Genomic DNA, 15,214 nt, shown 5'->3' with positions numbered 1-15,214 from the left:
ATGAAAATCATGCATATGCTCGGGATCCTGGTGCTGGTGGCGGTGCTCGCCCTGCTCGCGCTGGGCGGGGTCGGCTACGGCGCGCAGCAGGGGCTGCTGCGCTCGGTCGCCGCGCAGGTCGTGTCCTCGGACGCGCTGCGCAACCACATGCAGGCCGACATGATGCATGACGCACTGCGTGGCGACGTCACCGCTGCGCTGCTGGCGGCGGCGCACCAGGATGCGGACGGGGTCAAGGCGGCGCGCGCGGCGCTGGGCGAACACGCCGGCGAGTTCCGCAAGGCGCTGGACGACAACCAGAAGCTGCCGCTGGACGGCACCCTGCGCGCGCAACTGGATGCGGCGGGACCGGCGTTGCAGCGCTACATCGCCGCCGCCGACAAGGTGGTGACGCTGGCCGAGTCGCAGGGCGACAGCAGTGCCGCCTATGCCGACTTCACCGCGCAGTTCACGCGGCTGGAAGCCGAGATGGACACGATCAGCGACAGCATCCTGGCGCTGAACGAGCAGAGCCGCAAAGCCGCCGAACAGCAGAGCCAGCGCGCCACCTGGCAGCAGGCCGGCGCGGTGCTGGTGGCCGTGCTGTGCCTGGCCGCGGCCGCGGCCTGGATCCTGCGCTCGGTCGCGCAATTGCTCGGCGGCGAGCCGCGGGTGGCGATGGACGCGGCCCAGCACATCGCCGAGGGCCGCCTGGACCAGCCCATCCCGGTCGCGGCCAGGCACGGGCGCAGCCTGATGGCGGCGCTGGCGCGGATGCAGCGCGAACTGCGCGAGCGCATCGAACGCGAACGCAGCGTCGCCGCGGAAAACCTGCGCATCCGCACCGCGTTGGACAACGCGTCCACCGGCATGTACATCGCCGATCCCGACCTGACCATCATCTACGCCAACACCGCGCTGCAGACCCTGCTGCAGACCCACGCCGAGGACATCCGCGCCTGCGCGCCGGCGTTCGACCGCTCTGCGCCGCTGCTGGGCCAATCGGTGGCGCTGCTGGAAGTCGGCAATTCGCAGGACGCGGAGATCTACCAGCGGCTGGATCGGCAAGGCGCGGCGCAGCGCGAGGTGCGCTACCGCGAGGTCTGCATCGCCCAGGAGATTTCCGCCATCCGCAATGCCGAAGGCGCGCACCTGGGCTTCGTCTGCGAATGGCGCGACCGCACCGCCGAGACCCGTGTCGAAGCGGAAGTGGCCGCGGTGGTGCGCAGCGCCGCCGCCGGCGACCTGTCGCAGCGCATCGACCGCACCGGCAAGCAGGGCTTCTTCCTGATGCTGGCGCAGCAACTCAACGGCCTGCTCGACGCCAACGCGATCAGCATCGCCGAGGTCTCGCGGCTGCTCAGCGCGCTGGCCGACGGCGATCTCGGCGCGCGCATGCACGGCGAGTTCCACGGCATCTTCGCCACCATGCGCGACGACGCCAACGGCACCGCCGAGCGCCTGGCCGACATCGTCGGCCGCATCCAGCGTGCCGCCGGCGACATCCACAGCGCCGCCACCGAAATCGCCCAGGGCAACAGCGACCTGTCGCAGCGCACCGAACAGCAGGCCGCCAGCCTGGAGGAAACCGCCGCCTCGATGGAAGAGCTGACCGCCACGGTGAAGCAGAACGCCGAGCACGCGCGCCAGGCCAACCAGCTCGCCGCCGGCGCCGCCGCGGTCGCCTCGCAAGGCGGCGCGGTGGTCGGCCAGGTGGTGGACACCATGAGCGGCATCGAGACCGCATCGAAGAAGATCGCCGACATCATTTCGTTGATCGACGGCATCGCCTTCCAGACCAACATCCTGGCGCTCAACGCTGCGGTGGAAGCCGCACGCGCCGGCGAACAGGGCCGCGGTTTCGCCGTCGTGGCCAGCGAGGTGCGGGTGCTGGCGCAACGCTCGGCCAATGCCGCCAAGGAGATCAAGGGCCTGATCGACGACTCGGTCGGCCGCGTCGCCACCGGCGCGGAACTGGTTCAGCGCGCCGGCCAGACCATGCAGGAGATCGTGGCCTCGGTGGGCCGCGTCACCGACATCATGGGCGAGATTTCCGCCGCCTCGCAGGAGCAGTCCGCCGGCATCGAGCAGGTCAACCGCACCGTCACGCAGATGGACGAGAGCACCCAGCAGAACGCTGCCCTGGTCGAGGAAGCCACCGCCGCGGCGCGGTCGATGGAGGACCAGGCGGCGCAGCTGAGCGACGCGGTGGCGGTGTTCCGGGTGGAACAGCACGCCGTGCATGCCGCCCCTGCCCCGGCCTTCATCGCCGCGGTGGTGGCCGGCCATTCGGCCACTGCTGCAACGTCGCATGCCACGCAGGCGCCTCAACCGAACGCGCAGGCCATCGCCGACGCGATCGGCACCCAGTGGCAGCCGCTCACCGCTTGAGGAGGCGTGTAGGGAAATGAATCAGACAGCGTCGGGAATCGCCTTACGACCAACGACGCATCCAGAACTACGCCGTTACGCCGATATCACCTTCGAGCGACGGCAAAACATGGTGTACAGCAAGATATTGGGTTTCTTTCTTCACTTTTCTGACCGCCACGCTCGCCACTCCGGCCACGCACATGCCGCCGGAGCCTGTAGGGACAAGGACCTGGACGTGCCAGGGACACCGTCAACGAAGAGGTCGACATGAATTCCTTTCTGCAACGCTACAACGTGGGACGCCGCCTCGGCGCTGCCTTCGGCCTGCTGATCCTGCTGTCCTGCCTGCTGGTCGCGGCCGGCCTTTTATCCATGGCAGGCGCGCGCCATGAACTGGACAACATCGTCAAGGTCAGTGTCGAGAAGATGCGGATCAGCAACGGCATGCTCGATGCCAACTCAAGCATCCTGGTCGCACTCGGCACGCTGTCCATGGTGACCAGCGAGGATCTCAACAAAGAGGCGCTCGCCGAGATCAAGGATAAGCGTCAACGCTATAGCGACCTGCGCAACGAACTGGAAAAGTTTCCCGCAACCAGTGCAAGCGTGGTCAAATTGCGCGCCGACATCGATGCGGCGCGCGATATCGCGCGCACCCTCAACAATCAGGTGATCGACCTGGCGAACGCCGGGCGCAACGCCGAGGCGCAGACACTGCTGAGCGAGCGTTCGCGCCCGGCCACGCTGGCGTGGCAAGCGAAAATCCGCCAGAACGTCGCCTTGCAGGAACAGCAGACGCACGACGCCTACGCCACGGCAACGCGCGCCATGGCGCGCGGCCGCAACATGCTCATCGCAGGTGGAGTGGCCGTCCTGGTCGTCAGCGTCTTCCTGGCCTGGGCGATCACCCGCAGCCTGACCATGCCGCTGAACCGCGCCACGCGTGCCGCCGAGGCCATCGCCAGCGGCCGCCTGGACAACGACGTCACGACCGACGCTCGCGACGAGCCGGGCCGCCTGCTGCTGGCGATGGACGCGATGCAGCGGCAGTTGCAGCGCTTCTCCGGCGAGACGGCGTTGATGATCGAACTGCATGCCGACAAGGACATCAGCCACCGCATGCCGCTGGATTTCCCGGGCGTGTACGGCGAGTTGAGCAAGGGCATCAACACCATGATGTTCGAGCATCTGGACGCCATCGTCGATGCCATCGGCGTGCTCAACGAATACGCCAACGGCGACCTGCGCCGCGACGCCCGCCGCCTGCCCGGCAGCCGCGCGGTCCTGCACGAATCGATGGATGCGGCCAAGGCCAGCCTGCTGGCGATCAATACCGAGATCAAGCGCCTGGCCGCGGCCGCCGCCGCCGGCGACTTCAGCGCCCGCGGCGATGCGGCGCACTTCCAGCACGACTTCCGGCTGATGGTGCAGGACCTCAACGCGATGATGGAAGTCAGCGACCACAACCTGGGCAAGCTGTCGGCCCTGCTGCAATCCATCGCCGCCGGCGATCTCACCGCGCGCATGGATGGCGAGTTCCATGGCGTGTTCGCGCGGATGCGCGACGACGCCAACGCCACCGTCGAACAGCTGACCGGCATCGTCGGTCGCATCCAGACCGCGGCGGTCAGCATCAACGCGGCCTCGACCGAGATCGCCGCCGGCAACGACGACCTGTCGCGCCGCACCGAGCAGCAGGCGGCGAGCCTGGAAGAAACCGCCGCGTCGATGGAGGAACTGACCTCCACGGTCAAGCAGAACGCCGAGCACGCGCGTCAGGCCAACCAGTTGGCGGTGGGCGCGGCTTCTGTGGCCTCACAGGGCGGCAACGTGGTCGGCCAGGTTGTTCAGACCATGAGCGGGATCGAGGCCTCGTCGAAGAAGATCGCCGACATCATCAGCGTCATCGACGGCATCGCCTTCCAGACCAATATCCTGGCCTTGAATGCGGCGGTGGAAGCGGCGCGCGCCGGCGACCAGGGCCGCGGCTTCGCCGTGGTCGCCAGCGAAGTGCGCACCCTGGCACAACGCTCGGCCGGCGCCGCCAAGGAGATCAAGACGCTGATCGACGACTCGGTCACGCGCGTGGCCGAGGGCTCGGCGCTGGTCGATCAGGCCGGCCGCACCATGAGCGAGATCGTGGCCTCGGTGCAACGCGTCACCGACATCATGGGCGAGATCTCGGCGGCCTCGCAGGAGCAGGCGTCGGGGATCGAGCAGGTCAACCAGACCGTCACCCAGATGGACGAGGCCACTCAGCAGAACGCCGCATTGGTGGAAGAAGCCACCGCAGCCGCGCGCTCGATGGAGGAACAAGCCGGCCAGCTCAGCGACACCGTGGCGTTGTTCAAGATCGACAACGTCGGCGTGCGTGCGGCGACGGCGCCGCATGCCACGGTCAACGCGCCGCGTGCGGCCAAGGTGACGGCGCGTCCGCAGCGGCAGCCCGCCAAGCGCACCGCGGTCGCGGCCGGCGGCGACTGGCAGGAGTTCTGAGTCGTACGGTCGCCATGCCGCCGGCATGGCGACCGGTCCCGGCGGTAACGCCCGGCGTTCGCAGCGCAGCCCGTACGCGTCTGCGCATTCCTGCAATACGCGAACCATAGCTCGGCGCATTACACGCCGACGCATGTCGGAACCACGTCGGATTTTGCCTTCGCCGACCAACACGCGTCGGAAGGCAGACAGCTTCCTAACCGCCTGCCAACAAGGATCCGCACACCGCTCAATTTCTGGCCGCCATGTCGATATCCATGGGGTGGCAGCGCATCGCCACGAGGCGCCGCAACGCTGGCCTGCCAGCGCGTGCGACCCGACTCCTTCTGTCCCCCAAAGGTCGGCTATGAACGCACTTCTGCAACGCTACAACGTCGGTCGGCGCCTGGGCATGGCGTTCGGCATCCTCATCCTGTTGTCCGGTGTACTGGTCGCCATGGGGCTGCTGACCATGGCCAGGGCGCATCGCGAACTGGACAGCATCGTCAACGGCAACATGGAAAAGGTCCGCCTCTCCAACGAGATGCTGGACGCCAACACCAATGTGCAGATCGGGCTGCTGTCCATCACCATCGTCGATGGCGATGCGGCCAACCAGAAGATGATCGACATCGTGCAGCGCAACCGGGCGCGCTACAAGGCCGCGCACGATGCACTGTCGGCGATGCCGGCGACCCCGGCCGAACGCCAGGCCATGGCCACGATCGAGCGCACGCGGGCGCAGTCGGTGCAATTCAACAACCAGGTGCTGGCGCTCGGCGAGAAGGACCAGAACGCCCAGGCCCAGGCATTGCTGCTGGGCGATGCCGCGGTAGCGATGGAGAAGCAGCAGGCGGCGATCCGCGCCAATGCCGATCTGCAGCGGCGCTTGAGCCGGGAGGCCTATGCTGTCTCCTCGGCAGCGATGGCGCGGGGCCGCATCATCCTCATCTCCGGCGGCCTTGCGGTCCTGCTGGTCAGTGGCCTGCTGGGCTGGACGATCACCCGCAGCCTGACCGGGCCGCTCGGCCGCGCCACCCGCGCCGCCGAAGCCATCGCCGATGGCCGCCTGGACAACGACGTGAGCACTGACGCGCGCGACGAACCCGGCCGCCTGCTGGTCGCGATGGGCCGGATGCAGACCCAGTTGCAGCGCTTCTCCAGCGAAACCGCGCTGATGATCGAACTGCATGCCGACAAGGACATGTCGCACCGCATGCCGCAGGACTTCCCGGGCGTCTACGGCGAGCTGAGCAAGGGCATCAACACCATGATGTTCGAGCACCTGGACGCCATCGTCGACGCCATCGGCGTGCTCAACGAATACGCCAACGGCGACCTGCGCCGCGACGCCCGGCGCCTGCCCGGCAGTCGTGCGGTGCTGCACGAGTCGATGGATGCGGCCAAGGCCAGCCTGCTGGCGATCAATACCGAGATCAAGCGCCTGGCCGCGGCCGCCGCCGCTGGCGACTTCAGCGCCCGCGGCGATGCCGCGCATTTCCAGCACGACTTCCGGCTGATGGTGCAGGACCTCAACGCGATGATGGAGGTCAGCGACAACAACCTGGGCAAGCTGTCGGCGTTGCTGCAGTCCATCGCCGCCGGCGACCTCACCGCACGCATGGAAGGCGAGTTCCACGGCGTGTTCGCCACCATGCGCGACGACGCCAACGCCACCGCCGACCAGTTGACCGGCATCGTCGGCCGCATCCAGACCGCGGCGGTCAGCATCAATGCCGCCGCCTCCGAGATCGCCGCCGGCAACGACGACCTGTCGCGCCGCACCGAGCAGCAGGCGGCGAGCCTGGAAGAAACCGCCGCGTCGATGGAGGAGCTGACCTCCACCGTGAAGCAGAATGCCGAGCACGCGCGCCAGGCCAACCAGTTGGCAGTGGGTGCGGCGGCGGTCGCCTCGCAAGGCGGCAGCGTGGTCGGCCAGGTGGTCGAGACCATGAGCGGCATCGAGGCCTCGTCGAAGAGGATCGCCGACATCATCTCGGTGATCGACGGCATCGCCTTCCAGACCAACATCCTGGCGCTCAACGCCGCCGTGGAAGCCGCCCGTGCCGGCGAACAGGGCCGCGGCTTCGCGGTGGTCGCCAGCGAGGTGCGCACCCTCGCCCAGCGTTCGGCCAATGCCGCCAAGGAGATCAAGACGCTGATCGACGACTCGGTCGGCCGTGTCGCCACCGGCTCGGCGCTGGTCGACCAGGCGGGCCGCACCATGAGCGAGATCGTGGCCTCGGTGCAGCGTGTCACCGACATCATGGGCGAGATCTCGGCCGCCTCGCAGGAGCAGTCCGCCGGCATCGAGCAGGTCAACCAGACCGTCACCCAGATGGACGAGACCACCCAGCAGAATGCCGCGCTGGTCGAAGAAGCCACCGCCGCCGCGCGTTCGATGGAAGAACAGGCGGTGCAGCTCAGCGATGCAGTCGCGCTGTTCAAGATCGACCGTGTCGCCACGATCGCGCCGCCGGCCGCGGTCCGCGCGGCACCGGCGAAGCCGGCGGCGCGGGTTGCGAGCAAGGCCGGCGCGGCGCCGCAACCGGCGGCACGCCGTCCGGTCGTGGCCGCCGCCAGCAACGGCGATGCCTGGCGGGAGTTCTGAGGCCGCGGTGGCCAGGCGCACACGGCCTGGCCACCTCGCCTGCACCAGCGGCACATTCCGCCATTCCCTGCCTGATCGAACGCCGGCTGTCCCGACGCGCGCTCGACACGCGCCGCCATCGGCCATCGCCCCGCGCCTCCTCGCCATCATCGCGTGCCTGCCACGGCGCGCCAGCGCCCGACTGCCCCTGCCTCGCCCGACCTCGATGCCGGCCCGGCACGGCCGGATCACGCCCACTGCAGGCGACACCAGCGACGGCGGCGCGGCACGTCCATCGGCGAATGGACCGAGCGAGGACATGCCAACACCCGCCGGTCACCGCGGTTCCCGCAGCCTTCTCGACAGGCCTGCACATCCCGGAATCGTGCGGCCGTTCGCAGATCGCGCAGCTCCTGCATCGGCGCTGCATCCGCAGCGCGCCGCAGCGCGTATGTCCTGCCCACTCCGTTCCTCACATGGGCGCCACAACCCTGATGGCCGCGTAACTCCGCCGAGATCACAGATTCAATCTTTGTCTCAAGCCGCCGCTAAAGATCTGCCCGATTCGGCCGAGTGCTGGCGATCCCCTCGCATGCACGCGTCTTCGCCCGGCGAAGTTCGATCGCTGTCCGCCCCCCTGCATTCCCATCGCATGCGCTTGCTCGCGAGCGCATGCCTTCTTTCGCTTTCCCCCAGAGACCCGCGCAATGACGTCGCACTCCGCGAACCACGCCGCTCCGCCCGCCTCCGACCGCCGCTCGCGTTTGCGGGTCTGGCACGATCTCCCCATTGCGCGCAAGCTCAGCCTGATCGGCGTGCTGGCCTTGATCGGGCTGGCCATTCCCCTGCTGCTGTACACCCGCACCCTCAGCGACGGCGTGGAGGTCAGCCGCGCCGAGCTGCGCAGCTACGCGCCATTGCGCGAGATGCTGCGGCTGCTGGCGGCCCTGCAGGAAGAACAGGTCGGCGCCGTCGCCGACACGGCGCAGGCGCGCGACACCGCGGACCGGGCGCTGCGCGAACTGCAGCGGACCGTGCCGGCCCTGCCCGGCTTCGAGCGCAGCACGGCGGCGCTGGCGCAATTGCAGCAGACCCTGCAGACCAGGCGCAGCGACTTCGCGGCGGTCGCCGACCAGGCCGACGACGCGCTGGACGCCCTGCGCGACGACAGCCAGCTGGTCTATACGCCTTACGTGGAAAGCTACCACCTGGTGGTCAGCAGCCTGATCTACGCCCCGGTGACCAGCCAGACCCTGACCCGGCTGGACGCGATGCGCGACCCCTCGCAGGCCGGCGCCGACACCCCGGTCCTGCGCGCGCAGATCGCCGAACTGGCCCGCGATCAGGGCCGCCTGCGGCATGAGCTGAAGAAGGCGTTGGGCCTGCTCGAACAGCCTGATTTGGCCCTGTCCCAATCCGTCGCCGCCGAAGCCGCCGTCGCCGATCGCGCTCTGCCGCAACTGGCGCAGGCCCTGGACGGCGGCAGCGCCGATGCCGATCAGCGCTGGAACGCGGCCCTGCATGGCTGGGACGAGGCCTTGCACGGGCTGAGCGCCACCGCGTTGCAGGCGCTGCAGCGCCAGTCGCAGCGTCATCTGGACGCCTCGCTGCAGGCGATGTGGACCGCGGTGGCCGGGCTCGGCGTGCTGACGCTGCTGATCGCGGCGATCTGCGCGCATACGCTGGTCACGCTGACCCGCAATGTGCGTCGCGCTGCCGGCGTCGCCGCCGACATCGCCGAAGGCCGCCTCGACGCCCGCATCGTGGTGCCCAGCCGCGACGAAAGCGGGCGGCTGCTGGCCGACATGCAGCGCATGCAGCAACAACTGCGCGAAGTGCTGGCCGCACAGATCGAGATGGCGCGGCGCCACGACGTGGGCCAGACCAGCTATCGCATGGACGAGAGCAGCTTCCCCGGCGACTACGGGCGCATGGTCCGCGACAGCAACGCCCTGGCCGCCGCGCACATCGCCGTGACCGAGCGCCTGGCGCAGATCATGGGCCGCTATGCCATCGGCGACCTGTCCGAGGACATGGACCGCCTGCCCGGCGAGAAAGCCCGCCTCACCGAGACGATGGACACGGTCAAGCACAACCTGACCGCGATGAACACCGAGATCAAGCATCTGGCCGGTGCGGCGGCCGCAGGCGACTTCAGCGTGCGTGGCGACACCGCGCGCTTCCAGTACGACTTCCGCCTGATGGTCGACAGCCTCAACCAGCTGATGGCCACCGCCGACGGCAACCTGCAGGCGCTGTCCGCCTTGCTGCAGTCCATTGCCGCCGGCGACCTGACCGCGCGCATGCACGGCCAGTTCCAGGGCGTGTTCGCCACCATGCGCGACGACGCCAATGCCACCACCGAGCAACTGGCCGCGATCGTCGCGCGCATCCAGACCGCGGCGGTCAGCATCAATGCCGCGGCCAGCGAGATCGCCACCGGCAACGACGACCTGTCGCGCCGCACCGAGCAGCAGGCGGCCAGCCTGGAGGAGACCGCAGCCTCGATGGAGGAGCTGACCTCCACCGTCAAGCAGAACGCCGAACGTGCGCGCCAGGCCAACCAGCTGGCCGCCGGCGCGGCCTCGGTCGCCTCGCAGGGCGGCGACGTGGTCGGCCAGGTCGTGCAGACCATGAGCGGCATCGAAGCCTCGTCGAAGAAGATCGGCGACATCATTTCGGTGATCGACGGCATCGCCTTCCAGACCAACATCCTGGCGCTCAACGCCGCGGTGGAAGCCGCCCGGGCCGGCGAGCAGGGCCGCGGTTTCGCCGTGGTGGCCACCGAAGTGCGCACCCTCGCCCAGCGATCTGCCAACGCCGCCAAGGAGATCAAGACGCTGATCGACGAGTCGGTCGGCCGCGTCGCCGAAGGCTCGGCCCTGGTCGAGCGTGCCGGCACCACCATGCAGGAGATCGTGACCTCGGTGCAGCACGTCACCGACATCATGGGCGAGATCGCGGTCGCCTCGCAGGAGCAGTCGTCCGGCATCGAGCAGGTCAACCGCACCGTCACCCAGATGGACGAGAGCACCCAGCAGAACGCTGCGCTGGTGGAGGAAGCCACGGCCGCCGCGCGTTCGATGGAGGAGCAGGCCGGCCACCTGCGGCAGGCCGTGGCGGTGTTCAAGGTGCAGGCGGCGGCATCCTCGGCGCGTGCGTCGGCGGTACCGGCCGCGCGCAGGCCGTCACACGCGGCCGCTTGAGTCCAGGCGCGCAGATCGCGCCCCCCCAGGCTCGGCCTGTCACGCCGCGGCGGGCGCACACCGCGCCGCCGGAACAGCAACCCAATTGCCGATCGGCCGCGGAACGCCTCCGCGGCCGATTGCGTTTCCAGGCCTGCGCGGCAGCCTTTTTTCGAAAACCCACACTAGCGTCGTTACCACTATGTGAAATGTGATGAATACCTCCTTAAGGATCGATAGGTGCTGTCGATAACGTGAACAGCCGGTGAGTACCGGCGTCGCGCTGGCCGGTTTCCAATGCAGGCACTATCCACCACGACGCCCCGTTGGGGAGGCTTCACCCGCCTGCCATGGGGGCTGTTGCTGCTGGTGCTCTGGAGCATCTGGGCGGCAAGCCAACTGGTAGCGCTCGCCAGCCCGCCGCCGGCCGACAGCGCCGAGGCCATTCGCGCGCGCCTGCTGGCCTTTGCGCCCGCCATCGACGCTGCCGACGGGCAGCCCGTGGCGTTCCACCTGCGCGTGGCCGGCTGCGAGTGCGCTGCACCTGCGGCGCTCGCACTTTCAGGGATGCGCAGCGTGGACCTGCGCGCCCGGCTGGCGCCGCCGTCCCTGCCCTATGCACTGATCGTCTTCGATGCGCAGTCCCGCCTGATCTATGCCGGCCCGGCACAGCTGGCCGGATGCGGCACGTCCATCGCCGCCGCGTCGCTGCTGCCGCGGCTGCTCGCCACCAGTGGCGCCGCGCCGCTGATCTCTCCCGCCCAGTGCGGATGTCCCACCGACTCCAAGGAATCCCTCTCATGAGCGCCTCGCCTACCCAAGGCAGCTTTCTCGTCGGCAACGAGCGCTACGTCTACCTGCAGAAACTGGCGGCGCAGGCCGACCGGCTGTTCGTGGTCGTCGCGGTCCTGGCCACCCTCGCCAGCCTGGCCGCCGCCTGGCATCAGGGCGCGTGGACGCCGTGGCTGGCGGTCAGCCTGCCGACCCTGGCCGTCATGGCCCTGCAGGTGAAGCTGCATCCGGGCAGCCTGCTGAGCCGCTGCACCGTGGCCCTGGGCCTGATGGTGCTGGCCGCAGCGCTGATCCAGCAGGCCGGCGGCATGATCGAAGTGCACTTCGGCGTCATCCTGCTGATCGCGCTGCTGCTGTACTACCGCGACTGGCGGCCGATCATGGTCGCGGCCGCCGCGATCGCCGTGCATCACGTGCTGTTCTTCTGGCTGCAGCACCGCGGCCTGCCGGTGCGGGTGTTCACCACCGAGGCCGGGATCGGCATCCTGGCGATCCATGCGCTGTACGTGGCAGTGGAAGCGGCGATCCTGGTGCCGATGGCGGTGCAGATGCGCCGGCAACTGCTGGACGTGGGCCACGACCCGCACGCCCTGGCCCAGGCCGCGCGCGCCATCGCCCAGCAACAGCCGCTGTCGGCCGCGATCCGCGAGCTGGACCTGCCGGAAGGCTCCATCGCCCACACCCTGGTGGCCGCCAACGCGCAGCTGCTGCGCAGCCGCGAGCAGGACAGCGAGGCCCAGCGCGAGACCCAGCGCATCCGCAGCGCGCTGGACGATGTCACCACCAACGTCATGATCGCCGATGCCGACCGCCGCATCGTCTACGTCAACCGCCCGCTGCTGCAGATGCTCAGCGAGGTGCAGGAAGACCTGCGCCGCGACCTGCCGCAGTTCGATGCCAGCGCATTGCTGGGCAAGACCATCGACGTGTTCCACCGCCATCCCGAACACCAGGCGCGCATGCTCGCCGAGCTGACCGGCACGCACCGCGCGCAGATCCGCGTCGGCGGCCACACCATGCGCCTGATCGTCAATCCGGTCACCGACGCGGCCGGCAACCGCCTCGGCTTCGTGGTGGAATGGGCCGACCGCACCGACGAAGTGGCGGTGGAAGAGGAGATCGCCGGCATCGTGCGTGGCGCGGTCGCCGGCGACCTCGGCGGCCGCATCCGCCTGGACGACAAGCACGGCTTCCTGCTGCAGTTGGGCGAGCAGATCAACGCCATGCTCGCCGCCAGCGCCTCCGGCCTGGGCCACATCCAGCAGATGCTGCGCGCGCTGGCCGAGGGCGACCTGTCGCGGCGCATCGACGCCGACCTGCAGGGCGTGTACGCGAACATGAAGGACGATGCCAACGCCACCGCCGAGCAGTTGTCGACGATCGTGCGGCAGATCCAGGGCGCCTCGGACGCGATCAACACCGCCGCCGGCGAGATCGCCGCCGGCAACGACGACCTGTCGCGCCGCACCGAGCAGCAGGCCGCCAGCCTGGAGGAAACCGCCGCCTCGATGGAGGAGCTGACCTCCACCGTGAAGCAGAACGCCGAGCATGCGCACCAGGCCAACCAGTTGGCGGTCGGCGCCGCGGCGGTCGCCTCGCAGGGCGGCAGCGTGGTCGGCAAGGTGGTCACCACGATGAGCGGCATCGAAGCCTCGTCGAAGAAGATCGCCGACATCATCAGCGTGATCGACGGCATCGCCTTCCAGACCAACATCCTGGCGCTCAACGCCGCGGTCGAGGCCGCGCGTGCCGGCGAGCAGGGCCGTGGCTTCGCCGTGGTCGCCAGCGAGGTGCGCGTGCTGGCGCAGCGTTCGTCCAACGCCGCCAAGGAGATCAAGGGCCTGATCGACGATTCGGTGACCCGTGTGGCCGAAGGCTCGGCCCTGGTCGACCAGGCCGGCCGCACCATGCAGGACATCGTGTCCTCGGTCCAGCGCGTCACCGACATCATGCGCGACATCGCCTCGGCCTCGCAGGAACAGTCGGCCGGCATCGAGCAGGTCAACCAGACCGTCGTGCAGATGGACGAGGCGACCCAGCAGAATGCCGCCCTGGTCGAGGAAGCCAGCGCCAGCGCCCGGTCGATGGAACACGAGGCGGGCGAACTGGCACGGGCCGTGGCATCCTTCACCCTGGAGCAGCGCCCGCCGTCGAACGCGGTCGCCACTGGCGGCAACGTGCAGCCGGTCTACAAAAAAGTCCAGCTCAGCCGATAGCATGCGTGGGGCGGCCCGACGCGGTGCCGCCCCACCCACCTCCAGTACCCACTCTCCACCATGGCCGAAGGCACTCCCAGCGACTCCCCTGTCCCGACTTCGCCGGAAGAAGAAGTGGAGGACGACCGTTTCCTGCTGACCAAGCCCCGGCAGATCCGCCAGTTGCTGCAGTCGCTGATCCAGCAGCGTTCGCAGGTCAGCGCGCACGTGGGCGGTCGCGACCAGGCCTTCTCGACCGCGTTGCTGGACCTGGACGAGGACAGCGTGCTGCTGGACCTGAGCGTCAACGAGGCCTCCAACCGCGCCGCCGAGCAGGCCGAGTACCTGCTGTGCTTCGCCCAGCTGGACAAGGTGCGGGTGCGTTTCCGCATCGAAAGCCCGCAGCGCACCGACGACAACGGCCAGCCGGGCCTGCGCGCGCCGCTGCCGGAATCGCTCTACTACCTGCAGCGGCGCGAGCATTTCCGCCTGGAGACCCCGATCACCGATTCGCCGTTGTGCGTGCTGCGCATCGACGACGATGCCGGCCAGGTCGAACTGAAACTGCGCGTGGTGGACATCAGCGGCGGCGGCCTGGCGGTGGCGCTGGTACAGGGCCAGCCGATGCCGCAGCTGCAGCAGAGCTATCCGAACTGCGTGCTGCAGTTGCCCGATGCCGACGCCATCCGGCTGACCCTGCAGGTCTGCAACATGTATGTCTCCAAGCTCGCCAACGGCCAGGACACCCTGCGCGTGGGCATGCGCTTCCAGGACCTGCCGCGCGGTGCCGACGCGGCGATCCAGCGCTACGTGTTCCGCATCGAGCGCCAGCGCAGCGCCCGCAAGAGCGGCGTGCTTTCCTGAACGCCGCAAGCGGCCGGCCGATCCAGGTCTAAAGTTCGCCGTGGCCGCGCCGATCTAGCATCAGAGTCGCGCTTTCCCACCCACGCCACCACCCGCAATCCCGTGCGCACCAGGAGCACACGATGAACGACAAGACCACCTCCAATTCCGACGCCACCGGCGGCGAATTCCTCAGCTTCACCCTCGGCGAAGAACACTACGGCGTGGATATCCTCAAGGTGCAGGAAATCCGCGGCTACGACTCGGTCACCCGGGTCCCGGACGCCCCCGAGTACATCAAGGGCGTGATCAACCTGCGCGGCACCATCGTCCCGGTGATCGACCTGCGCCTGAAGCTGCGCCTGAAGGAAGCGCGCTACGACGCCTTCACCGTGATGATCGTGCTCAACGTCGAGAACCGCGTGGTCGGCATCGTGGTGGACAGCGTCTCCGACGTGATCCCGCTGAACGAAGAGCAGATCCGCCCGACCCCCGAGTTCGGCGCCGCGGTCGACACCCGCTTCATCTCGGGCATCGGCACCCAGGACGACAAGATGTTGATCCTGCTGGATATCGAGACCCTGCTCGACAGCGCCGAGTTCGGCCAGCAGCACGCCCACGTCGACGAGGCCGCCTGACCCCCGGCCGCTGCGGCGGCCGCCCGGCTGTAGACGAAACCCGCCGCAAGGCGGGTTTTTATTTGAAATGCGAACTGTTTATCACTTGGGCGAATCAAGTTAACCGGTTTCACGCCGATAGCTGAAGAGTGGCCGGCATCACAC

Annotated in this window: 8 protein-coding genes; all 8 read left to right on the top strand. The window is 68.7% G+C overall.

Annotation, left to right across the window (positions count from 1 at the left end):
• On the top strand, positions 1 to 2,370 hold the full coding sequence (locus tag SLW52_RS19225; protein WP_267084388.1) for a methyl-accepting chemotaxis protein: 2,370 nt from the start codon (positions 1 to 3) through the stop codon (positions 2,368 to 2,370).
• Between the two features lie 249 nt (positions 2,371 to 2,619).
• Entirely contained in the window at positions 2,620 to 4,848 is a 2,229-nt protein-coding gene (locus SLW52_RS19220) for a methyl-accepting chemotaxis protein (RefSeq protein ID WP_267120908.1), read from the top strand.
• Between the two features lie 346 nt (positions 4,849 to 5,194).
• Positions 5,195 to 7,438 (top strand): methyl-accepting chemotaxis protein, encoded by a 2,244-nt coding sequence (locus SLW52_RS19215; RefSeq protein ID WP_267120909.1) that lies wholly within the window; start codon positions 5,195 to 5,197, stop codon positions 7,436 to 7,438.
• Positions 7,439 to 8,124: 686 nt separating this feature from the next.
• Complete coding sequence (locus SLW52_RS19210) at positions 8,125 to 10,623, top strand: methyl-accepting chemotaxis protein (RefSeq protein ID WP_320740904.1); 2,499 nt, start codon at positions 8,125 to 8,127, stop codon at positions 10,621 to 10,623.
• A 348-nt stretch (positions 10,624 to 10,971) separates the two neighbouring features.
• Positions 10,972 to 11,406: a hypothetical protein gene (locus SLW52_RS19205; protein WP_320740951.1), complete on the top strand. Its 435-nt coding sequence runs from the start codon at positions 10,972 to 10,974 to the stop codon at positions 11,404 to 11,406.
• On the top strand, positions 11,403 to 13,610 hold the full coding sequence (locus tag SLW52_RS19200) for a methyl-accepting chemotaxis protein (protein ID WP_267103475.1): 2,208 nt from the start codon (positions 11,403 to 11,405) through the stop codon (positions 13,608 to 13,610). Before SLW52_RS19205 ends, SLW52_RS19200 begins: the two co-directional genes overlap by 4 nt.
• Before the next feature lie 60 nt (positions 13,611 to 13,670).
• Positions 13,671 to 14,453 (top strand): flagellar brake protein, encoded by a 783-nt coding sequence (locus tag SLW52_RS19195; protein WP_026144691.1) that lies wholly within the window; start codon positions 13,671 to 13,673, stop codon positions 14,451 to 14,453.
• Positions 14,454 to 14,575: 122 nt separating this feature from the next.
• Positions 14,576 to 15,070 (top strand): chemotaxis protein CheW, encoded by a 495-nt coding sequence (locus SLW52_RS19190; RefSeq protein ID WP_017910573.1) that lies wholly within the window; start codon positions 14,576 to 14,578, stop codon positions 15,068 to 15,070.
• The last annotated feature ends 144 nt before the right edge of the window (positions 15,071 to 15,214 follow it).

This window comes from Xanthomonas sp. LF02-5, assembly GCF_034105325.1.
GTDB classification, from domain to species: domain Bacteria; phylum Pseudomonadota; class Gammaproteobacteria; order Xanthomonadales; family Xanthomonadaceae; genus Xanthomonas_A; species Xanthomonas_A sontii.
The sequence above is the reverse complement of the archived record's forward strand: the minus strand, read 5'-3'. Positions and strand labels throughout refer to the sequence as shown.

Coding starts and splice junctions, on each gene's coding strand:
- SLW52_RS19225 (WP_267084388.1), top strand. CDS start 1: ATGAAAATCATGCATATGCTCGGGATCCTGGTGCTGGTGGCGGTGCTC.
- SLW52_RS19215 (WP_267120909.1), top strand. CDS start 5,195: ATGAACGCACTTCTGCAACGCTACAACGTCGGTCGGCGCCTGGGCATG.
- SLW52_RS19195 (WP_026144691.1), top strand. CDS start 13,671: ATGGCCGAAGGCACTCCCAGCGACTCCCCTGTCCCGACTTCGCCGGAA.
- SLW52_RS19210 (WP_320740904.1), top strand. CDS start 8,125: ATGACGTCGCACTCCGCGAACCACGCCGCTCCGCCCGCCTCCGACCGC.
- SLW52_RS19220 (WP_267120908.1), top strand. CDS start 2,620: ATGAATTCCTTTCTGCAACGCTACAACGTGGGACGCCGCCTCGGCGCT.
- SLW52_RS19200 (WP_267103475.1), top strand. CDS start 11,403: ATGAGCGCCTCGCCTACCCAAGGCAGCTTTCTCGTCGGCAACGAGCGC.
- SLW52_RS19190 (WP_017910573.1), top strand. CDS start 14,576: ATGAACGACAAGACCACCTCCAATTCCGACGCCACCGGCGGCGAATTC.